Source organism: Acidovorax delafieldii (genome assembly GCF_007993815.1).
GTDB lineage: Bacteria > Pseudomonadota > Gammaproteobacteria > Burkholderiales > Burkholderiaceae_C > Acidovorax > Acidovorax delafieldii.
In genome coordinates this window covers 321,755-342,251 of sequence record NZ_VJWE01000016.1, presented here as the reverse complement: position 1 = coordinate 342,251, position 20,497 = coordinate 321,755, and the positions used below count along the sequence as shown (strand labels likewise).

Here is a 20,497-nt window from a genome sequence, read left to right as displayed (position 1 = left end):
AGGGATTGCCCCTACCAGCGTCGCACACGTGACTGGCGCTGCGCTCCCCCGAGCGCGCACCAGCCTGGGGCAGTGCAACAAATGGCGCTCGCAAGCGATGCGCGCACATGCATTGCCCCACCCTGATCACAGGCCGGGAAGCTTGTAATCCTTGAGCTGCTCACGCAGCTTGGTCTTGAGCATCTTGCCGGTGGCACCGAGCGGAATGGCATCGACAAACACCACGTCGTCAGGGATCTGCCACTTGGCCGTCTTGCCTTCGTAGAAGGCCAGCAGCGCTTCGCGCGTCACCTCTGCGCCAGGCCGCTTGACCACGGCCACGATGGGGCGCTCGTCCCACTTGGGATGAGGCATACCCACACACGCCGCCATGGCAATGGCGGGATGGGCCATCGCAATGTTCTCGATGTCGATGGAGCTGATCCATTCGCCACCGGACTTGATCACGTCCTTGCTGCGGTCGGTGATCTGCATGAAGCCGTCGGCGTCGATGGTGGCCACGTCACCGGTGGGGAACCAGCCCCTGCCCTGCGCGTCGCGCACCAGCGGGTCACCGCCCTCGCCCTTGAAGTAGCTGCCCACGATCCAGGGGCCCTTGACCAGCAGGTCGCCATAGGTCTTGCCGTCCCAGGGCAGCTCGTTGCCGTCGCCACCCACGATCTTCATGTCCACGCCATAGATCGCACGGCCCTGCTTTTGCAGGATCTTCATCTGCTCGTCCTTGGACATGACGAGGTGCTTGTTCTTCAGCGTGCACAGCGTTCCCAGCGGGCTCATCTCGGTCATGCCCCAGGCGTGCAGCACCTCCACACCGTAGTCTTCCTTGAAGGCGTGGATCATGGCGGGCGGGCAAGCCGATCCGCCGATCACCGTGCGGCGCAGTGTGGAGAACTTGAGGCCCGCAGGCTTCATGTGGCCCAGCATCATCTGCCACACGGTGGGCACGCCCGCCGCGTAGCTGACCTTCTCCGCTTCGATCAATTCGTAGATCGACTTGCCATCCATCGCCGGTCCGGGGAACACCAGCTTGCAGCCAGTGAGCGCGGCCGAGTACGGAATGCCCCAGGCATTGACGTGGAACATGGGCACCACGGGCAGCACCGAGTCGCGGGCCGAGAGGCACATGACATCAGGCAGCGCCGCAGCATAGGCGTGCAGCGTGGTGGAGCGGTGGCTGTACAGCGCGGCCTTGGGGTTGCCTGTGGTGCCGCTGGTGTAGCACATGCTCGATGCAGAGTTCTCATCGAACTCAGGCCATGCGTAGTCCGAAGACTGCGCACCAATCCAGGCTTCGTAGCTGGTCAGGCCGGGGATGCCGGTGTCGGCCGGCAGCTTATCGGCATCGCACAGGGCGACCCATTTCTTGACGGTGGGGCATTTGGTGTGCACCGCCTGCACCAGGGGCAGGAAGGTGGTGTCAAAGCACATCACCTGGTCTTCTGCGTGGTTGATGATCCAGGCGATCTGGTCGGGGTGCAGGCGTGGATTGACGGTGTGCAGCACGCGGCCCGATCCGCTCACGCCGAAATACATCTCCATGTGGCGATAGCCGTTCCAGGCCAGCGTGGCCACCCGGTCGCTGAACTGGAGCTTCAGGTCATCCAGCGCGTTGGCCAGGCGGCGGGCACGTGCGGCGAGGTCGCGGTACGTGTAGCGATGGATGTCCCCCTCCACCCGTCGGGACACGATTTCGGCGTCGCCGTGGTGGCGCTCTGCGAATTCGATCAGCGACGAAATCAGCAACGGTTGACTCTGCATCAAGCCCAGCATGAATACTCCTTGGATGTTGTAGTGAATGGAACGGTCATCGTAGCGCGCGTATCGGCGTCCGGGTGTCGCCGGCGTCGTGCCCCCGCACGCCGCTGGGATGAACCCACACACGCCGCACCACCACACCGGCATGGCATCGGCGGCGGCATGGTTGCGCGGTCGCTGGCCTCCGTGAACCGCAGCGGAGTGTGCGCCCGGCGGGCATGGCTGCCAACACTTGTCGTCCCACTGACAAAGGGCAAGGGAATACCCTGAACCGCCGGCACCGCTGCAGCGACAATCGGGCCCATGCTTTGCGCTGCCCCTTCCGCCCAACGATTCATTGCCGCCCAGCCCTGGTTCGCGGGCCTGCCTGCTGCCATGCAGGAGCGGCTGCGCGAAGAGGTGTTTGCCGAGCAGGCCGACAAGGGCGCGGTGATGATGCCCGCCGGCAGCGCCGTGCGGGGCTGGCATGCCGTGCTGTCGGGTCTGGTGATGCTGCAGAGCCCCACCAGCAAGGGCCGGTCGTCCGCCTTCATCGGCGTGCCTGACGGTGAATGGTTTGGCGAGGGCTCGGCCATGAAGCCCGAGCCCCGCCGGTACCACGTGGTGGCACTGCGCCCCACCACCCTTCTGTGCCTGCCCCTGCCGCTGTTTGCCACGCTGCGCGAGACCAGCCTGGCGTTCAACCAGTTCCTGGTGCTGCATCTGAACATGCGGCTGGGCCAGGCCATGACCATCATCGAAGCCGGGCGCACCCAGTCCACCGAGCACCGCGTGGCGCTGTACCTCAGCCGCCTGTTCTGGCGCAGCACCCGGCGGCTCAACCTCACGCAGGAAGAGCTGGGCCAGTTGGTGGGCCTGTCGCGGCAGACCGTGAACAAGGTGCTGCAGTCGCTGGAGGGCATGGGCATTGTGTCGCTGGACTTCGGGCGCGTGGCCATCGTGGACGACGAGGCGCTGAACGCATACCTCGCCGCCACTGCCGCGCACTGAACACCCGCATTCGGCCGGGGTCTGTTCGACATCTGCAGCGTGAGAGTCATTGCACGCTCAGGCGCACCGCCTTCTGGTCTGCATCAAAGATGAACTTGCGGGGCCACGGCTGCCAGGTCTGGCCCAGCGTGGCGTTGTTGGGATCGCCGGTGTGCACAAAGGCGCGCAGGCTGTCCATCATGGCCCGCGACAGGGCCAGGCGCCCCGGCTGGTTGGCGGTGCTGTTGGTCGCCTTCGCAAACACCGAGGGACCGAAGTTGCCAAACACAAAGGGCAGGTCGAACGCATGGGCCGCGCCGTACACATCGTGCCACGGTGCGGGCTGCTGGGCCCAGTTGAACTGGTAGTTCCACACATTGCTCTGCTGGCTGCGCAGGGCGTTCAGCAGGTTGTCGCGGCTGGCGCCAATGAACACATTGCCCAGCAGCTGGGTGCGTGCGTTGTAGCCCGTGCCCGGGGCTGTCACCGGCAGGTAGGACGCATCCAGAATGTCCGCCGCAGTGAGGGTGGTGGGGACATCAGGGTCGAAGCGCTGCATCATCGCAAAGCGCTCTGCATCGCCGATCTTCATGCCGGGCTTGCCGCCCAGCAGCACCAGGAACGGGGCAAACAGCTTGCCCTCCTCGGCCGTGTAGCCGGACAACACAGGCACTTTCTGATAGCGGCCCGCAGAAATCTCCGTGATCGGATCGGCCGGAACCACCACACCGTCCGGGATCGGGCCAGAACCTGTCAGCCCCTTTGCCAGCACCGTCTGCAAGACGACCCGCGCATCCTTGCCACGCAGGTAACTGGCCACCTGCGCGGGGGGCCAGCTGGCCACCAGGGTCTGGGCTTCGGGCAGGCCAGGTGCCAGGCCATCGGCCACGGCCAGATGCGCCAGCAACTGGCTGGCCTGTGTGGCGTAGCGGGAGACCGGGTTGAGCGTGGGGATGGACCCGGCGGGCAGGTTCGACGCCAAGGAGATCCCGCCACTGATCGGTACCAATTTGTGGAACAGCCCGGTAGCCTGCGGTGCGGTCAGCAGCGCCAAGGCATTGATGGCCCCCGCCGACTGCCCCATCAACGTGACGTTGCCCGCATTGCCGCCAAACCGGGCGATGTTGCCCTGGACGAACCGCAGCGCCTGCACGACGTCCAGCAGCGCGTAGTTGCCGGTATAAGTGCTGCCGCCTGCGCTGCTTCCATTGCCGTTGTTGCCGGCATGCAGGGCGGGCAACTGCAGATACCCCAGCACATCCAGCCGGTAGTTGGCTGTGACCACGATGGCATTGGCCGACTTGGCCAGCGCGGCGCCGTCGTACACCGGGTCGGCGGTGTAGCCCGAGATGGCACTGCCACCGTGGATGAAGACCAGCACTGGCAGGTTGTCCTGCGCGGTGGCCGGACGCCAGATGTTGAGGGTCAGGCAGTCTTCGCTGCCCAGCGGGGTGTTGAGCGTCTGGCCAATCGTGTCGTCAAAACGATTGTTGGCGCCCGGGCCGTAAATACGGCCCATCTGCAGGCACGCACTACCAAACCGGGTGGCGCTGCGCTCGCCCGTCCAGGCGGCGGGCGCCGCGGGCGGCTGCCAGCGCAGGGCCCCGACAGGGGGTTGTGCGTAGGGAACACCCTTCCAGGCATAAGTGCCGCTGGTGGCGCTGTCATCCGTGCCGCGCACCATGCCATAGCGGGTTTCGCGCAGTTCGGGCGGCGTACCGCCAGAACCACCACACGCCGTGGTCATCACAGCGGCGAGGCATGCTGCGCCCCAGCGCAGGCTCTTTGCAAAATAGGCCATGTTGTTTGTCTCCTTCGGGGTTTTCAGGAATGGGGCGGGCTTGCAGAACGCATCACACTCGCGCCTGGGACCGACCTCGGCGCCGATTGTGGAAACGCCCGGCCCACAACCCACTATCGCAACCGCACCAAAACAGTGACTTCAGAACACCACCCGCGCGTAAACCCTGAGACTGGGGCTTGCCCATGAACCCATTGCCGCAGCGCACCAGCTCTGCCGCCTGGGTGCGCGGCATTGCGGAGCTGTTTGCAGCCGAAGGACTGCCGGTACCAGCCCTGTGCGCGCAGGCCGACATCGACCTGGAGAGCCTGCAGCACCCCCACACCCGCGTGGATGTGGACCGCGTCAGCCGCTTGTGGGAGGCCGCAGCCCAGCACTACGAACGCCCGGGGCTGGGCCTGGACCGCCAGCTGGCCGCGCGCTACGGCAAGCTGGACCTGGTCGGCCACGCACTGGCCTCGGGCCCCAACCTTCTCGAAGGCTTCAGACACCTGGACCGGCACATGGCGCTGATCTCGGACGCCACCACGTTCTCGATGGAGCGAGACCCACGCGGTTACTGGATGGTGCTCAACCACATTGGGGCCTCGCGCCCCATACCACGACAGCGGGTGGAGTTTGCGGTGCTGACCCTGCTGACGCTGTGCGATTGGCTCACCCGGCGCGACCTCACGCCCCTGGCCGTGGAGCTGGTCACCCCAGCGCCGGCCGACGACACGCGGCATCGCGCGGCATTCGGCGTGCCACCCCGCTTTGGCCAGCCGGTAAACCGCTTTCTGATGGCCGAAGCCGACCTGCTGCAACCCATTCCCACCCACAACCCGAGCCTGTGGGCGCTGCACGAACAACTGGTGGAGGCCGAGCTGGGACAACTGGGCCCGTTGGGCCAATCGCTGGTCAGCGCCAAGGTGCGCACCGAGATATCGCGCATGCTGCACCTCGGTGAACCCCGGCGCGAGGACGTGGCTGCGCGCCTGCACCTCACCGATCGCACCTTGCAGCGCCGGCTGCAGGCAGAGTCGGTGAGTTTTCAGCAACTGCTGGACGACACCCGCAGCGAGCTGGCCCGCCAATACCTGGCCGACCCGCGCCGCAGCCTGGCCGAGGTGGCGGACCAGCTGGGTTTCAGCGACCAGAGCAACCTGTTTCGTGCCTGCAAGCGCTGGTTTGGCATGCCACCAGGCCAATATCGCCAGCAGCTGCAGCAGCCTGCACCAGGCCCGGCTTTCCTTACGGCGGCAGTGTCGTTGTAGCGGTCGCGGTGCAGGCTCTCCCCCCCCTGCCATGGCCCTGTGGGCGCCGGGGCATCCGGCCTGCGAGACAATCCAGCCCATGACCCTGACTGCCGACAGCGACGCCCACACCGACCTCGGCCTCGCCTGGGACCACCGCTTTGCCGCGCTGGGCACCGACTTTTTCACCGAACTGCGCCCCACCCCTCTGCCCACGCCCCATTGGGTAGGCACCAGCCCCGCCGTAGCGCAACTGCTAGGGCTGGATGAAGCCGCATTGCGCAGCGATGAGGCCCTGCAGGCCTTTACCGGCAACCGCCTGCTGGCAGGCTCGCGCCCCCTGGCCAGCGTGTACAGCGGACACCAGTTTGGCGTCTGGGCTGGTCAGCTGGGCGATGGGCGCGCCATCTTGCTCGGAGAGACGGCTACGGGGTGGGAGGTCCAGCTCAAGGGTGCAGGCCGCACGCCCTACTCTCGCATGGGCGATGGCCGTGCGGTGTTGCGCTCCAGCATCCGCGAGTTTTTGTGCAGCGAAGCCATGCACGGACTGGGTGTGCCGACATCGCGCGCACTGTGCATCACCGGCTCTCCCGCGCATGTCCGCCGCGAAGAAATCGAGACCGCTGCCGTCGTCACCCGCGTGGCACGCAGCTTTGTGCGTTTTGGTCATTTCGAGCACTTTGCTGCCAACGGCCAGGAGGCCGCGCTGCAAACGCTGGCCGACTACGTCATCGACCGCTACTACCCCGAATGCCGGGGCAGTACCGACCTGGCAGGCAACCCGTACGCCGCCCTGCTGCAGGCCGTGAGCGAGCGCACCGCACGCCTCATGGCGCAGTGGCAGGCGGTCGGCTTTTGCCATGGCGTGATGAACACCGACAACATGAGCATCCTGGGCCTGACGATTGACTACGGGCCGTTTCAGTTTCTCGACGCGTTTGTGCCCGGCCACGTGTGCAACCACAGCGACTCGCAAGGCCGTTACGCCTACAACCGCCAGCCCAATGTGGCGTACTGGAACCTGTTTTGCCTGGCACAGGCGCTGCTGCCCCTGATCGGCGACCAGGAACTGGCCAAGCAGGCCCTGGAGTCTTACAAGACGGTTTTCCCCGAGGCCTTCATGGCCCGCATGCGCGCCAAGCTGGGGCTGCGGGAGGCCAGCGACGGCGATGGCGCTCTCATCGACGGCATCTTGCTGCTGCTGGCCCAGAACCGGGTGGACTACCCCATCTTCTGGCGCCGCCTGTCGCAGGCCGTGGGCACCCAAGACATGGAGCCCGTGCGCGACCTGTTTGCGGACCGTGCTGGCCTGGACCAATGGTTGCTACTATATTCAGAGCACTCAAGGCATATGGATGTAGCGCATCAAGCCGATTTGATGCTCAAAACCAATCCCAAGTTCGTGCTGCGCAACCACCTGGGCGAACAGGCCATTCGTGCGGCGAAACTTGGCGACTTCGGTGAACTCCAAACCCTGCAGCGGCTGCTGGAGCGCCCGTTTGACGAGCACCCGGGGCATGACGCCTACGCCGCCTTCCCGCCCGACTGGGCGTCTTCCATCGAGATCAGCTGTTCATCATGACCCATCCCATCCAGAAGACTGACGCCGAATGGCAAGCCATACTGCGCGAAAAAGGCGCAGAACCCGTGGCCTTCCAGGTCACGCGCCATGCCGCCACCGAGCGCCCCTTCACCGGCAAGTACGAAGCCCACTGGGCCGACGGCAGCTACCACTGCGTCTGCTGCGGCGCCAAGCTGTTTGACTCGGTCACCAAGTTTGACGCGGGCTGCGGCTGGCCCAGCTTTTCCGAAGCCATCCCCGGCGCCATCACCGAAATCGTGGACCGCAGCCATGGCATGGTCCGTACCGAAACGGTGTGTGCACAATGCGGGGCGCACCTGGGCCATGTGTTTGAAGATGGCCCAGCGCCCACCGGGCTGCGGTATTGCATGAACTCGGCTTCGCTGGACTTCGAGTCCGGCGACCGCTGAAGCCCGGGACTCCTTGCTGACTCCATGAAAATTCTGATCGACTTTTTTCCCATCCTGCTGTTCTTCGGAGCCTACAAGTTCTACGGCATCTACGTAGGCACCGCCGTGCTCATGGCGGCCACGGCCTTGCAGATGGCCATCATCTACGCCATCGACCGGCGCCTGCAGACCATGCACAAGGTCACCCTGGTGCTGATCCTGCTGTTTGGCACGCTCACGCTGGTGCTGCAGGACGACCGGTTCATCAAATGGAAACCCACAGTGCTCTATGGCGCTATGTCGGTGGCCCTGGCGGTAGCGCTCTGGGCGCTCAAGAAGAATTTCCTCAAGATGCTGCTGGGCAGCCAGCTGGACTTGCCCGACGCCGTATGGCAGCGGCTGAACGTGGCCTGGATCATCTACTGCGCCTTCATGTCTGCCATCAACGCGTACGTGGTGATGAACTTCAGCACCGAAGCCTGGGTGGACTTCAAGTTGTGGGGCTATGCGTTTCCGCTGGTCTTCCTGGTGGCCCAGGGTATCTACATTGCGCCCCACCTCAAGGGCGACGAGCCCACCACCTGAACGAGTGTGAAGCCCATGAACTCCATCGCAGATCAGATGCACCAGACACTGGCCGACCGCCTCACCCCCAGCCACCTGGAGGTGCTGGACGAAAGCGCCGCCCACGCAGGCCATGCGGGTGCCAACGGCACGGGATTCGGCACCCATTTTCGGGTGCGAATTTCGTCACCTTTCTTTACAGGACGCTCCCGCGTGGCCCAACACCGCCTTGTGTATGATGCGCTGCAAGAATTTATTGACCAAGGCGTTCACGCCCTCGCCATTGAAGTTCTCTGAGCCGGCCTCAAGTCAACATCTGCCGGATTTCAGTCGGCAAACAACCCCTCATTTTTTGGATTCCGCATGAAGAAACAGCTCCTGTCCGGCCTCGTTGCCGCTGCCGTGCTGGGCACGTTGGCCCTGCCCGTTTCCGCCCAGAATGTCGCCATTGTTAACGGCAAGGCAGTTCCCAAGGAGCGCGTCGAAGCGCTCAAGCAGCAGGTCGAACGCTCGGGCCGCCCCGTGACGCCCGACATCGAAGGCCAGATCAAGGAAGAAGTCATTGCCCGTGAAATCTTCATGCAGGAAGCTCAAAAGCGCGGCCTGGAAACCTCGGCAGACTACAAGGCCCAGCTGGACCTGGCACGCCAGGCCATCCTGATCCGCGAACTGTTCGCCGACTTCCAGAAGACGAACCCCGTCACCGACGCTGAAATCCAGGCCGAATACGACAAGTTCGTGGCAGCCAACAGCGGCAAGGAATACAAGGCCCGCCACATCCTGGTGGAAAAGGAAGCCGACGCCAAGGCCATCATCGCGTCCATCAAGAAGGGCGCCAAGTTTGAAGACATCGCCAAGAAGCAGTCCAAGGACCCAGGCTCCGGCGCCAAGGGCGGCGACCTCGACTGGGCCAACCCATCGAGCTACGTGAGCGAGTTCACCGAAGCGCTGGTCAAGCTCGAAAAGGGCAAGATGACCGAAACGCCCGTGAAGAGCCAGTTTGGCTGGCACATCATCCGCCTGGACGATGTGCGCCAGGCAGAGCTGCCCAAGCTCGAAGAAGTCAAGCCCCAAGTGGCGCAGCAACTGCAGCAGCAAAAGCTGGCCAAGTTCCAGGAAGACCTGCGCGCCAAGGCCAAGGTGGAATAAGCCACTCGGCCCCCCAGCCGTCATGGCCACAAAAAACGCGACCTCGGTCGCGTTTTTTTATGGCTCGGCCTGTTTAGTATGGCCAGACAGTTCGACGAGGCTCAGGTCCGCCCCATCAGCCACACCACAGCCATCAGCAGGCCGATCATCACCGGTTGGTGGAGCATGTAATAGCTCAGGCTCCATCGCCCCAGTGTCGCCAGAGGCCGCACCACCACGGGTAGCGGCCATTGCAACCAGCCCCTGCGCGCGCGCATGGCCCATTGACCTGCAGCGAGCCCCCACCAGAGCACACCCAACCATGGCAACACGGGCACATAGTCTTCCGTGAACGGTTTGCGGGACACCAACCCCAGCCAATTCAGGGCTCGCCCATTGAACCAGGGTGCGGCATCGGCCCATACCCCCGCCAGAAGCTGCTGCGCAGCCCACGGCAAGGCCACCGCCACCAGTCCAGCCAGCCACAGCCAGCGCCCCCACCCTGCCGTACAGCGCGCAATGAGCAACATCACCGCCATGCCATGCAGCACACCGAAATAGATGAAGCTGGCCGGAAACATCACAAACGACCCCGCGGACACCAGCAGCGCACACCCGGCGATCTGCACCCAGCGGCGCCCAAACCGGTGCCAGCCCTGCCCCTGATGCAACGCAATGGCCTGGCCCAGTCCCGCGCAAAACAGGAAAAGACTCACGATGAAGGTGCGCTGCGTGGTCCAGAACGGATCCACACGAAAATTCTGTGACCACAAGCCGAAGTGGCTCAGATCAAAACAGAAGTGGAACACCGTCATCCACACCATGGCGACTCCCCTCAGAGCATCAACCGCGTCGTATCGCTGCACTGCAGGCAGGGCAAGCGCTTCGGACTGGGGCAACGGTACGGCAGCGGCTTTAGAGAGCACAGAGAAGGTCATGGACATACCAGCAAGCACAGTGCGCGGTAAACGGCAGGGGCGGTGCGAATGGGAGCCAACCGGCGATGGCCACAATGGTACGTAGATTCCGCGAGCCTGCTGGAAACGATGGTGGTGAATAGCCCATTTCCGCTCGCCCCCGAGACCCCGATCGCCTCTGCGTTGAAAGGCACCAGGCGGGGCAAGAAAAAAGGCCTTGCAGCATTTGCTGCAAGGCCTTCAAACATTGGTCGGAGCGGCGGGATTCGAACTCGCGACCCTCTGCTCCCAAAGCAGATGCGCTACCAGGCTGCGCTACGCTCCGACAGCTCGTATTCTAACCCGCCAATTCCCCTGTTTTTGGCTCATCGCCTGCTTTTTTGACTTTTTTTAGAAAGTAGCAGGGCGAAGAGATCGCAGGAGGGAACGGTCGCGCGAACGCGACGTGGCAAGAGACGAACCAGAAAAAACTATAGAACCGCCTCGGTCTGCCACGGACCGAAAACGGAAAGATCAGCGGCTGGAGGAAGGGCCAGGACCGCGACCGGCGAGGTGGCGGAACGTGATGCGACCCTTGGTCAGGTCGTAAGGCGACATCTCCAGGGACACTTTGTCACCAGCCAGGATACGGATGTGGTGCTTGCGCATCTTGCCGCCGGTGTAGGCAATCAGTTGGTGGCCGTTGTCCAGCGTGACGCGAAATCGCGAGTCGGGCAAGACTTCCGTGACGGAGCCCTGCATTTCAATGAGTTCTTCTTTGGCCATGTGTTTCTCTATCTCTTCAAAGCAAATGTTCTGTGGTCGGCGCCTGAGCGGTTTTATTGCATTCACCACGGCAGCTGCAGCGTTGTCGAAACTCGACACACGGTGCATGGCGGGCGGTGGGAGTCGCTGCACCCAGGGCGCAGATCAGGCAGAGGGCCGGGAGACGGCTTCAATGAACAGGCGTCAGCGCTGTGCAAAGCCTGTCAATTGTACCGCGACAAGCCGTGTTTTGCCTATGGGACACCCGGTCTGCCCTGTGGCGCGGGCGCAGCGCTCGCAGCCAGAACCTCGAAAACCATCCGCTATCGGCCTTGCACCGCCGAGGCCAGGGTACGCACGAGGTCGGTCTGGGTGATGATGCCAACGAGGTGATCTACATCATCCACGATGGGAATGTGATGGTGTCCGCCCTGCGAAAAGAGCGGCACAAGGTCCATCGCATGCTGGGCCGAGCGCGCCACCTGGACCGGGTAGGACATGATCTCGCCCACTGCCTGGGGTTGCCCACCACGCCCCATGACCAGTGTGCGCAACCGCTGCCCAAGCCCTTCATGGGTGTCCAGGTTGGCCAGCCGCATGAAGTCGGCCACCGTCACGATACCAATCACCTGGCGCTGCGCATCCACCACCGGCAGCGCCTTTATTTGCTGCAAACGCATCAGGGCCCACGCCTCCTTCAGCGACACGCCGGCCTCCACAGCGTGAGGCGGACTGGACATGATGTCCGCGCAGCGCAACTCTCCCAGGGTTCTCTGGAAAGCTGCGCGGCCCGCTAGGTGCAACAACCCCTCTAAATCCGCCCGGCTCACATCGAGCACCTGGTTGTAGTGGGCCAGCGCCGCATCGACATCCGACGCAGTGAAAGCGCCCTGACTCGTTGCCACCCGCGGCGTGACACGCTGAGGATGCGGGTAGCGACGGCCTGTCAAACCGTTGTAGACCACGGCGGCGATCAACAGGAGTACGACGTTGAACAACACCGGGAATGCCGCAAGGTGCCACCCATCGCCAGAGGTCAACACCACGTACAACGCCATGGCCCCACCCGGAGGATGCAGACAACGCAATGGCACCATGAGCGCGATGGCCAGCCCCACTGCCACCGCCCCCGCCAGGGCCTTGTCCGGAATCAACGCAGAGCAGACCGCCCCCACCAGCGCTGACAAGGTGCTGCCACCCAACACAGGCCAGGGCTGCGCCAGCGGGCTGGAGGGCATGCCAAACACCAGTACGGCACTGGCGCCCAGAGAAGCCACCATCCACGGTCCAGTGCCATTCCCCTGGGCCCACCAGCGGCTGAGCCATGCCGTGAGCAGCACCCCGATCACCGCGCCCACCACAAAGCGCAGGCGCTCTTTGCCATCAATACCCAGCGGGGCGGGCCAGAAATGCCGCAGCCATTCGGCCAGGCGCGCCGCCAATGGCGGCCGGGACGGCGCAGAAGGAGAAAGGTCGGAGGGGGAAGAAGGAGGCATACAGAATAAAAAAGCGGATGCAACCGCAAGCTGCATCAACTCGGCGCAGACTGAATGGTGGCCGGCTCCGTGCAGTCAACAACACTACCACTCCGCCGGGCTATCTCGCCATATGCGACGGGTCTGATGATCAGTCCACGATTGTGCAGGCAGGGCCATGCTGCAGGAGAGAGAGAGGTCATCGATCCGTTGGAACACCTCCGGGCACCGGTCGGTGCCGCTGCCGCCTCCCTGCTGGAAACTACCTACAACGCAGGCTCAAATCGGCCACCCGAATCCAAAAAACACGATCTATACTGCACAAAAATCCAATACATGCATTTTAATTCATGTTTCAAATTTACCCCCTGGCTGCGGCAGCCATCAACGTTCGCAGCCATGTCGCCTGGATCCGTCGGGCCTCAAGCAGCGAAGACAGAGAAACCATGGAAGCCACGCCGCATGCACGCGGAACCCCACGCCAGCACCGGTACGGGTAACCCATAGGTATTCACCACCGAACGCTTGCAGTAAATTACTTTAAGCCTAAACAAAGGAGACAAGCCCCATGACCACCCGCCGCCTCGTCATCAGCCGCAGTGCCGCCCTCGTTGGCGCAGCATCCACGGGCCTGCTGCTGCCCTCCATCGTGCGTGCTCAAAGCGGCAAGGTGCGCGTGGGGTTCATGTTGCCCTACACCGGCACCTTTGCCCAGCTGGGCGTGGCCATCGAAAACGGCGTGCGCCTGGCCATCGACCAGCAAGGCGGTAAGCTCGGCGGCCGCGAGATCGAATGGTTCAAGGTCGATGACGAGTCCGAGCCCAGCAAGGGCGTGGAAAACGCCAGCAAGCTGGTCCAGCGCGACAAGGTGGATGTGCTGATTGGCACTGTGCACTCGGGCGTGCAGATGGGCATCCAGAAGGTGGCGCGCGACACCGGTGTGCTCAACCTCATCCCCAACGCGGGCGTGCACGCTGCCACCCGCGCGCTGTGCGCGCCCAATGTATTCCGCACTTCGTTCAGCAACTCCCAACCCACCCTGGCGCTGGGCAAGGCCATGGTCGAAAAAGGCCACAAGAAGGCCGTATGGATCACCTGGAAGTACGCTGCTGGTGACGAGGCTTTTGAGGGCTTCAAGGAAAGCTACACCAAGGCCGGCGGCACCATCGTCAAGGAGCTGGGCCTGCCCTTCCCCAACGTCGAATTCCAGGCGCTTCTGACCGAGATCGCGGCCCTCAAGCCTGATGCCGTGGCCTGCTTCTTCGCCGGTGGCGGCGCGGCCAAGTTCATCAAGGACTATGCGGCGGCCGGCCTCAAGGACAAGATTCCGCTGTACGGCTCGGGCTTCCTCACCGAGGGCGTGCTGGACGCTGCCGGCCCCGCGGCCGACGGCATCATCACCACCATGCACTACAGCGATTCGCTGGACACGCCGCGCAACAAGCAGTTCCGCTTGGAATACGCCAAGGCCTTTCGCAGTCAGCCCGACGTGTATGCCGTGCAAGGCTACGACACCGGCCTGCTGCTGGTGCAGGGCGCCAACGCGGTCAAGGGCGACCTTTCTGCCAAACCGGCCGTCATCAAGGCGATGGAAAGCGCAGTCATCGACAGCCCACGCGGCAAGTGGACGATGAGCAAGTCGCACAACCCCGTGCAGGACATCTACCTGCGCCGCGTCGAGAACAAGGAAAACAAGGTGATCGGCGTAGCCGCCAAGGCGCTGGCCGACAGCGGCGCCGGTTGCAGGATGGGGTAACCCCCCCTGAGGCGCGCGCGTCTTCCCCCGTTCTCGCAGCGCTGCGCGCAGCGGGCAGAGGGATGCAGCCCTCGCTGCAGGGCAGCCCTTGCTCGGCTGCCTTTCATGAGGCCGCGCCAGTTATCAACTCCACGGGTACATCGCCCGCACAAAGCCCCTTTCACCAGTGGCTACCAGCCACATCGGCAGGCCGCCAACATCACCACATTCATGGACTTCGCCACCTTCCTGATCCAGCTGCTCAACAGCGTTCAATACGGCCTGCTGCTGTTCATGTTGGCGGCCGGGCTCACGCTGATCTTCGGGATCATGGGCGTGGTGAACCTGGCGCACGGCAGCTTTTACATGCTGGGTGCTTACCTCGCGTATTCACTCTCAGGGCATTTCGGCAGCCTGGCGTTGGCCATCGTGGGTGGCGCGCTGCTGTCGGTGGTCTTTGGGCTGGCGCTTGAATGGCTGCTCTTTCGCCACTTCTACCACCGCGACCACCTGGACCAGGTGTTGCTGACCTTCGGGCTGATCTACATTTTTGAAGAACTGCGCTCCATCCTGTGGGGCGACGATGTGCACGGAGTGCCCATCCCCCAAATGCTTGACTGGTCGATCCCTCTCACCGACACCCTCTCCTACCCGGTCTACCGGCTGTTCATATCGGGCGTGTGCATCGCGCTGGCTGTGGCGCTGTACCTGCTGATCTCCAAGACGCGTTTGGGCATGAAGATCCGCGCGGGCGCCTTCAACCGCGACATGGCCGAGTCGCTGGGCGTGAACATCAAGCTCATCCATGCCATCGTCTTCGCGCTGGGTGTAGGCCTGGCGGCCGTCGCGGGCATGGTGGCTGCACCGGTATCCAGCGTGTACCCGAACATGGGCTCGTCGGTCCTCATCATGTGCTTTGTGGTGGTGGTGATTGGTGGCATAGGCTCAGTGCGGGGAGCACTGATAGCGGCGCTGCTGGTGGGCCTGGTCGATACGTTTGGCAAGGTGCTGCTGCCGCAGGCAGCGGGCATGCTGGTCTATATGCTGATGGCGGCCGTGCTGCTGTGGAAACCCGAAGGCCTGTTTAAACAATGACTACCCCCACGCTCGTCACTTCGTGTATCTCGCTGCCCCCCAAGGGGGCCTTCGCTGCCTTGGGGCGGCCCGGCGGCTGCTCATGAGCACCCCGCGCGCCAATATCGAAGTGCTGCCGCGCAGCGTGCAGTTCGCCCTGGCATTGGGGCTGGCTGCGTTGCTGCTGTTCCCTGTGGTGGGCAGCGACTTTTACGTACAGATGGTCACCCGCATGATGATCATGGCCATCTTTGCCATGAGCCTGGATCTGCTGCAGGGCGCGACCGGATTGGTATCACTGGGCCATGCTGCGTACTTTGGCGTGGCGGGCTACGCCCTGGCCTTTCTCACCCCTGCAGACATGCCGGTCAGCCTGTGGTGGTCGCTGCCGCTGGCCGTGGCGGTGTCCGGCCTGGTGGCACTGGTGATCGGGTTCTTTGTGGTGCGCACCCACGGCATCTACTTCATCATGGTCACCATGGCTTTTGCGCAGATGGTCTTCTACCTGTTCTTCGACAACAAGGTGCTGGGTGGATCGGACGGGCTGTATATCAACTTCCGGCCCGATGCGTCGCTCTTCGGCTGGCTGCCGTTCGATCTGGAGGGACGCAAGACCTTCTACTACTTCACGCTGGCGCTGGTGGTGCTGGTGTACGTGCTGCTGCGCCGCCTGCTGTGGAGCCCGCTGGGCCGCGCGCTGGCGGGCATCCGCATCAACGAGCACCGCATGCGCGCCATGGGCTTTGGCACACGGGGCTACAAACTCACCGCCTTCACCATCGCGGGGGCGCTGGCGGGCCTGGCGGGTTACCTGTGGGGCGCGCAGACCGGCTATGTGAATCCTGAGCTCATGGGCTTTCACATGAGCGCGCACGCCATCATGATGGTCATTCTGGGCGGCATGGGCAACTTTGCAGGCGCCATCGTGGGTGCGTTTGCCTTCGAGTACCTGCTGCACGTGTTCAAGGACATCAGCAAACACTGGCAGCTTCTGATGGGAGGCTTCATCGTGCTGGTGGTGGTGGCCGCGCCGCGCGGGCTGCTGGGCATGTTTGCGCAGCGGAGCGCAGCCAAGGCTTCGGAGGGATCGCACCATGGCTGAAGTCCTGTTGTCTGCACAGAAGGTCACCAAACGCTTCGGCGGCCTGGCTGCCGTCAATGGTGTCTCGTTAGACCTTTGGCGGGGCAAGATCCATGCGGTGATCGGTCCCAATGGCGCTGGCAAGTCCACCCTGACCAACCTGCTCTCGGGCGACCTGCCCCCCACCTGGGGCCAGGTGCTGCTGGGCGGCACCAATGTGACCGGCTGGGCGCCCGAACGCATCTCGCGCCAGGGCCTGGGCCGCAGCTACCAGAAGACCAACATCTTCCTGCCGCTCACCGTGCACGAAAACGTGCGCCTGGCGGCCCAGTCGCGCGAGGCACAGCAGCCCTGGAACCCGTTGCGCTGGTGGCAGGACACCCGCTCGGACACTATCAAAAACAGAGCAACCAGCGCACGTCTTGAAAGCGCTATTGAGCTGTCAGGCCTCAAAGACCGGCGCACAGCCATCGCGGGAGCCATGAGCCACGGCGAGCAGCGCCAGCTGGAAATTGCGATGACCCTGGCCACCGAGCCGCAGGTGCTGCTGCTCGACGAGCCCCTGGCCGGCATGGGCGTGGCCGAGGCCGAACGCATGGTGGAGCTGCTGCAACGACTCAAGCCTGCCCACGCCATGATGCTGGTCGAGCACGACATGGATGCCGTGTTTGCGCTGGCCGACCGCCTGACGGTGATGGTCAACGGCGAGGTGATTGCGCATGGCACACCGCCCGAGGTGCGCGCCGATGCCACTGTGCAGGCCGCCTACCTGGGGGAGGACCACTGAGATGACCACTCTATGGATCGATGCCAAGGGCATCCACACCTTCTACGGCAGCAGCCACATCCTGCATGGCATTGATTTCACCGTGGGCCAGGGCGAGACCATCGGCCTCATGGGCCGCAACGGCATGGGCAAGAGCACCCTGCTCAAGTCGCTGATGGGCCTGGTCAAGCCCCGCTCGGGCAGCGTGGCCGTGGCGGGCCGCGACATGACTGGCAAGCCTCCCTACGAAGTGGCCCGGCTGGGCATTGCCTACGTGCCCGAGGGCCGGGGCATCTTCGGCAACCTGAGCGTGGTCGAGAACCTGCAGATGGCCGCCCGCGCCGGCACACGTGGGCAGCGCGACTGGACCTACGAGCGCGTGCTGGAGACCTTTCCGCGCCTGAAGGAGCGCCTGGGCCACGGCGGCCAGCAGCTCAGCGGTGGCGAACAGCAGATGCTCACCATCGGCCGCGCGCTGATGACCAACCCCGACGTGCTCATCCTCGACGAAGCCACCGAGGGCCTGGCGCCGCTGATCGCACGCGAGATCTGGCGCATCTGCAGCCTCATCAAGGACAGCGGCATCAGCAGCGTGATCGTGGACAAGAACTGGAAGCACGTCACGCAGATCACCGACCGCAACGTCATCCTGGTCAAGGGCCAGGTGGTGTTTGACGGCAGCTCGGACGCACTGCATGCGCAGCCCCTGCTGCTGGAGCAGTACCTCGGGGTTTGAGCGCACCGGCTACAGCCAGCCCGGGATAAAGCGGGAGCTCGGTGGCCGCGTAGCGGCTCGACCTCCTAGCGCGGGTTGATCGTCACCGGCACATTCAGCTGTGCGGACAAACCTGCCGAGTCTTTGGCTGTGACCACCAGTTGATAGCTGCCAGCCACCGGCTTGGGCCAGTTAGCCACAATGGTGCTTCCAGACACTACAAAGCCCATGCCCAATGGCACACCGGTGATGGAGACGGAGAGCGAGGTGGCGCCCGGCGAGGTAATGTTGATGCTGCCGGACAGCGGTTGACCGGCTACGCCCACCATGGCTGAGGCCGTGATCACCGGCCCTGCCGTGGCGATCTTGACCGTGAAGACGCCCTTGCCCGACAAGCCCGTCTTGGTGTCCTTCGCCGTCAAGGTCACGCTGTACGTACCAGCCACCGGTTTGGGCCAGCTCACCACGCCATCTGCAGCCACAACCATTCCCGATGGGGCCCCTGCAAGGGAATACGCCACCGGATTGAGAGCGCTGACATTCGCCTTGAAAGACAGGGCGACACCAGGGCGGCCTGCAATGCTCGCGCTTTCGATCGTCGGGGCCACCGGAGCGATAACGTTGATGTTGTAAACCCCCTGCCCAGTGAGCCCCGTCTTGGTGTCCTTTGCCACAACGGTGACGGCGTAGGCCCCTGCCACAGGAGCCGGCCACGACACCACACCGGCAGCACTGATCGACATGCCAGTGGGCGCACCGGCAAGGCTCAGAGTCACGGGGTTGGGGGCGTTGACGGACACAGTGAAGGTCAGTGCCGCACCTACGGTACCGCTGATACTGGCCGACGTGACCACCGGCGCTGGCGCAGGTGCTGCAGCGCCAGCCAGCAAGCCCACCAGCGCGCTGGCATTGGGAGTACCCAGGCCTGTCAACTGGTCATAGCCAGGCCCGGCCGAGCAAGTACTGCAGACGCCGTGGCTGCCCAGGCGAATGTCGGAAAAACTGCTCGCATAGTTCGATGCCACTGCGCCAATCTGCCCATAGAGCAACGCGTGCCCACCGCCTATCACTGGTCGCGCAGCTTGCTGCCTGCCTGCGTTGGCGACTGCTACAAGTCCGGCCCACATGGGTGCTGCCAGGCTGGTACCGCCTGCACTGATCCATTGCACAGCACTGCTTCCGGGCTGCATCACCGCCACGTACTGCCCGGTGGCAGGGTCGGCATTCATGGCCACATCAGCCACCGTGCGACGCACCAGCGAGCCAGTACCCGGCACAGACGACTTCTGGTACGCCGGCACGGCGATGAAGCCGCTGGTACCACCACCCGTGCCCGACCAGCTCACCTCACTGCGCGCCCCGCTGCCGGAATAGGTCAGCGTTGTGCCGCCCACCGCGATGACATTGGAAGAAACTGAAGGCCAGTTCACCCCTGCGCCAGAATCGCCGGTCGCCGCCAGATAGGTCATTCCCGCAGCAGTAAAAGCAGAGTCCGCAGAGGCTGTCCATGCACCTTCCTGCGCACCGAAGCTCATGGACACCACTCCCGGCCCCATGGTGTTGGCCAGCCGAACGGCGCCCAGCAAGCTGTTCACCGATGCGTCGGGCGCCTCCACAAGAACGATACGTGCCAGCGGTGCAATCGCATGCACCCACTGAACGTCCAACGCGATTTCCGTCGCCCACCCGGCGTCGTATGCGGGCGCCACGCCAGAAATGCCGCCGGATGCTGTGCTGTAAGCCACCCACAATTCGCAACCCGCTGCAGGGGAGGCGGCGGCCAGGGGCAGCCCAGTGGTTACTGGCAACACCTTGGCAGCACAGGTGGGCAACCCGAACTTCTGATTAAAAGCTGCCAGTTCGGCTGCCACGTTGGGGTTGTGCTTCGCTCCAATGACATACACCGTCTGCCCTGCCCCCAGTTGAGCGGCTTGGGCTCCGGACGGCTTGGAGCCTACAGCGGGCAACGCGCCGAAGCCGTAGGCCGCGCGTACCTGAGCGACCGAATAGGTGGTGACCACACCGGTACCTGCGAGAGGCGCTGCCAGCGCATCCTTGGGCGCCGTCCAGGTCATATTCGCCGACTTCTGCTTCACCTCCTCCAGGTTGGAGGGTGTGAGACGGCGGGTGGACAATGCCTTGAACATCTCCGGCACCGGCTGCGACTTGGGCGCACTCCGCGCGGACTGGTTGGCATCCTGCACGTCCATGTCGTCAGGAGCCTCCAGCACCACTGGCGCGATGTGGAACGTGGGCTGCGCCCCCAAGCTCTCCACCTCTGGCGGCAACATCTCGGCAGACGCTTGTAGCGTCGTGGTGGTGGAGGCCACGTCGCTAAGTCCTTCCGTGTCGGCAGATCCGCCGCACCCCAAGACAACCAACGGAACGACAGAGAGCAACGCCCAGCGAGCATGCTGGGGCTTGCGAGTGAAAAGGTGACGGCGAGTCTGCGTTGGCATTCTGTTCTCCATGACATGCGGGAATCACACCGCACACACCGAAGAAAGCTGGGATGCAAACACCTGTGAGGATTGCCGACGCGCCCTGGAGCACCCCCCAAGCAAACACCC

At 63.8% G+C, this 20,497-nt stretch carries 18 protein-coding genes and 1 tRNA gene; 12 read left to right on the top strand and 7 right to left on the bottom strand.

The window, feature by feature from the left end:
* Positions 1–126: 126 nt before the first annotated feature.
* Complete coding sequence (locus ATF69_RS19295; RefSeq protein WP_146871968.1) at positions 127–1,770, bottom strand: 3-(methylthio)propionyl-CoA ligase; 1,644 nt, start codon at positions 1,768–1,770, stop codon at positions 127–129.
* A gap of 288 nt (positions 1,771–2,058) precedes the next feature.
* Between ATF69_RS19295 and ATF69_RS19290 the strand changes: the two genes are divergently transcribed.
* Positions 2,059–2,745 (top strand): Crp/Fnr family transcriptional regulator, encoded by a 687-nt coding sequence (locus ATF69_RS19290; protein WP_056063530.1) that lies wholly within the window; start codon positions 2,059–2,061, stop codon positions 2,743–2,745.
* A 46-nt stretch (positions 2,746–2,791) separates the two neighbouring features.
* Here ATF69_RS19290 and ATF69_RS19285 read toward each other — a convergent pair whose 3' ends face one another.
* Positions 2,792–4,525, bottom strand: a complete 1,734-nt coding sequence (locus tag ATF69_RS19285; RefSeq protein WP_146871967.1) for a carboxylesterase/lipase family protein — start codon at positions 4,523–4,525, stop codon at positions 2,792–2,794.
* 185 nt (positions 4,526–4,710) lie between these two features.
* Between ATF69_RS19285 and ATF69_RS19280 the strand changes: the two genes are divergently transcribed.
* The 6 genes from ATF69_RS19280 to ATF69_RS19255 all read left to right on the top strand — a co-directional run bounded on the left by ATF69_RS19280 (position 4,711) and on the right by ATF69_RS19255 (position 9,441).
* Positions 4,711–5,778, top strand: coding sequence for an AraC family transcriptional regulator (locus ATF69_RS19280; RefSeq protein WP_146871966.1), 1,068 nt, complete (start codon positions 4,711–4,713; stop codon positions 5,776–5,778).
* Positions 5,779–5,857: 79 nt separating this feature from the next.
* Positions 5,858–7,339: a protein adenylyltransferase SelO gene (locus ATF69_RS19275; protein WP_146871965.1), complete on the top strand. Its 1,482-nt coding sequence runs from the start codon at positions 5,858–5,860 to the stop codon at positions 7,337–7,339.
* The gene (msrB, locus tag ATF69_RS19270; RefSeq protein ID WP_146871964.1) at positions 7,336–7,749 is read left to right on the top strand and encodes a peptide-methionine (R)-S-oxide reductase MsrB; all 414 of its coding nucleotides are present in this window, start codon (positions 7,336–7,338) and stop codon (positions 7,747–7,749) included. The genes ATF69_RS19275 and msrB overlap by 4 nt, the downstream gene beginning before the upstream one ends.
* A 24-nt stretch (positions 7,750–7,773) precedes the next feature.
* A complete protein-coding gene (locus ATF69_RS19265; protein WP_056063543.1) occupies positions 7,774–8,313 on the top strand; it encodes a septation protein A in 540 nt (179 codons plus the stop codon).
* Between the two features lie 15 nt (positions 8,314–8,328).
* On the top strand, positions 8,329–8,589 hold the full coding sequence (locus ATF69_RS19260) for a BolA family protein (protein WP_056746271.1): 261 nt from the start codon (positions 8,329–8,331) through the stop codon (positions 8,587–8,589).
* Positions 8,590–8,655: 66 nt separating this feature from the next.
* On the top strand, positions 8,656–9,441 hold the full coding sequence (locus ATF69_RS19255) for a peptidylprolyl isomerase (protein WP_056063551.1): 786 nt from the start codon (positions 8,656–8,658) through the stop codon (positions 9,439–9,441).
* A 101-nt stretch (positions 9,442–9,542) separates the two neighbouring features.
* Here ATF69_RS19255 and ATF69_RS19250 read toward each other — a convergent pair whose 3' ends face one another.
* The 4 genes from ATF69_RS19250 to ATF69_RS19235 all read right to left on the bottom strand — a co-directional run bounded on the left by ATF69_RS19250 (position 9,543) and on the right by ATF69_RS19235 (position 12,577).
* Positions 9,543–10,358, bottom strand: a complete 816-nt coding sequence (locus ATF69_RS19250) for a heparan-alpha-glucosaminide N-acetyltransferase (protein WP_255356916.1) — start codon at positions 10,356–10,358, stop codon at positions 9,543–9,545.
* Positions 10,359–10,585: 227 nt separating this feature from the next.
* A tRNA-Pro gene (locus tag ATF69_RS19245) sits at positions 10,586–10,662 on the bottom strand.
* Between the two features lie 188 nt (positions 10,663–10,850).
* Positions 10,851–11,102 (bottom strand): translation initiation factor IF-1, encoded by a 252-nt coding sequence (gene infA, locus ATF69_RS19240; RefSeq protein WP_015014402.1) that lies wholly within the window; start codon positions 11,100–11,102, stop codon positions 10,851–10,853.
* A gap of 302 nt (positions 11,103–11,404) precedes the next feature.
* Positions 11,405–12,577, bottom strand: coding sequence for an HPP family protein (locus ATF69_RS19235; protein ID WP_244303765.1), 1,173 nt, complete (start codon positions 12,575–12,577; stop codon positions 11,405–11,407).
* Positions 12,578–13,124: 547 nt separating this feature from the next.
* On the opposite strand from ATF69_RS19235, the gene ATF69_RS19230 reads away from it, so the two are divergent.
* The 5 genes from ATF69_RS19230 to ATF69_RS19210 all read left to right on the top strand — a co-directional run bounded on the left by ATF69_RS19230 (position 13,125) and on the right by ATF69_RS19210 (position 17,948).
* A complete protein-coding gene (locus ATF69_RS19230; RefSeq protein ID WP_015014404.1) occupies positions 13,125–14,312 on the top strand; it encodes an ABC transporter substrate-binding protein in 1,188 nt (395 codons plus the stop codon).
* Between the two features lie 210 nt (positions 14,313–14,522).
* On the top strand, positions 14,523–15,386 hold the full coding sequence (locus tag ATF69_RS19225) for a branched-chain amino acid ABC transporter permease (RefSeq protein WP_056063561.1): 864 nt from the start codon (positions 14,523–14,525) through the stop codon (positions 15,384–15,386).
* Positions 15,387–15,468: 82 nt separating this feature from the next.
* A complete protein-coding gene (locus ATF69_RS19220; RefSeq protein WP_146871963.1) occupies positions 15,469–16,467 on the top strand; it encodes a branched-chain amino acid ABC transporter permease in 999 nt (332 codons plus the stop codon).
* A complete protein-coding gene (locus ATF69_RS19215; RefSeq protein ID WP_146871962.1) occupies positions 16,460–17,233 on the top strand; it encodes an ABC transporter ATP-binding protein in 774 nt (257 codons plus the stop codon). The genes ATF69_RS19220 and ATF69_RS19215 overlap by 8 nt, the downstream gene beginning before the upstream one ends.
* A 1-nt stretch (position 17,234) precedes the next feature.
* A complete protein-coding gene (locus ATF69_RS19210) occupies positions 17,235–17,948 on the top strand; it encodes an ABC transporter ATP-binding protein (RefSeq protein ID WP_146871961.1) in 714 nt (237 codons plus the stop codon).
* Between the two features lie 65 nt (positions 17,949–18,013).
* Here ATF69_RS19210 and ATF69_RS19205 read toward each other — a convergent pair whose 3' ends face one another.
* Positions 18,014–20,257 (bottom strand): S53 family peptidase, encoded by a 2,244-nt coding sequence (locus ATF69_RS19205; protein ID WP_342212260.1) that lies wholly within the window; start codon positions 20,255–20,257, stop codon positions 18,014–18,016.
* Positions 20,258–20,497 lie beyond the last annotated feature (240 nt).

Bases quoted from the DNA above. Each gene is read 5' to 3' on its own strand.
- ATF69_RS19280 (WP_146871966.1), top strand. From the start codon at position 4,711: ATGAACCCATTGCCGCAGCGCACCAGCTCTGCCGCCTGGGTGCGCGGC.
- ATF69_RS19290 (WP_056063530.1), top strand. From the start codon at position 2,059: ATGCTTTGCGCTGCCCCTTCCGCCCAACGATTCATTGCCGCCCAGCCC.
- ATF69_RS19295 (WP_146871968.1), bottom strand. From the start codon at position 1,770: ATGCTGGGCTTGATGCAGAGTCAACCGTTGCTGATTTCGTCGCTGATC.
- ATF69_RS19215 (WP_146871962.1), top strand. From the start codon at position 16,460: ATGGCTGAAGTCCTGTTGTCTGCACAGAAGGTCACCAAACGCTTCGGC.
- msrB (WP_146871964.1), top strand. From the start codon at position 7,336: ATGACCCATCCCATCCAGAAGACTGACGCCGAATGGCAAGCCATACTG.
- ATF69_RS19235 (WP_244303765.1), bottom strand. From the start codon at position 12,577: ATGCCTCCTTCTTCCCCCTCCGACCTTTCTCCTTCTGCGCCGTCCCGG.
- ATF69_RS19250 (WP_255356916.1), bottom strand. From the start codon at position 10,358: ATGACCTTCTCTGTGCTCTCTAAAGCCGCTGCCGTACCGTTGCCCCAG.
- ATF69_RS19210 (WP_146871961.1), top strand. From the start codon at position 17,235: ATGACCACTCTATGGATCGATGCCAAGGGCATCCACACCTTCTACGGC.
- ATF69_RS19255 (WP_056063551.1), top strand. From the start codon at position 8,656: ATGAAGAAACAGCTCCTGTCCGGCCTCGTTGCCGCTGCCGTGCTGGGC.
- ATF69_RS19230 (WP_015014404.1), top strand. From the start codon at position 13,125: ATGACCACCCGCCGCCTCGTCATCAGCCGCAGTGCCGCCCTCGTTGGC.
- ATF69_RS19220 (WP_146871963.1), top strand. From the start codon at position 15,469: ATGAGCACCCCGCGCGCCAATATCGAAGTGCTGCCGCGCAGCGTGCAG.
- ATF69_RS19225 (WP_056063561.1), top strand. From the start codon at position 14,523: ATGGACTTCGCCACCTTCCTGATCCAGCTGCTCAACAGCGTTCAATAC.
- ATF69_RS19265 (WP_056063543.1), top strand. From the start codon at position 7,774: ATGAAAATTCTGATCGACTTTTTTCCCATCCTGCTGTTCTTCGGAGCC.
- ATF69_RS19275 (WP_146871965.1), top strand. From the start codon at position 5,858: ATGACCCTGACTGCCGACAGCGACGCCCACACCGACCTCGGCCTCGCC.
- ATF69_RS19285 (WP_146871967.1), bottom strand. From the start codon at position 4,525: ATGGCCTATTTTGCAAAGAGCCTGCGCTGGGGCGCAGCATGCCTCGCC.
- infA (WP_015014402.1), bottom strand. From the start codon at position 11,102: ATGGCCAAAGAAGAACTCATTGAAATGCAGGGCTCCGTCACGGAAGTC.
- ATF69_RS19260 (WP_056746271.1), top strand. From the start codon at position 8,329: ATGAACTCCATCGCAGATCAGATGCACCAGACACTGGCCGACCGCCTC.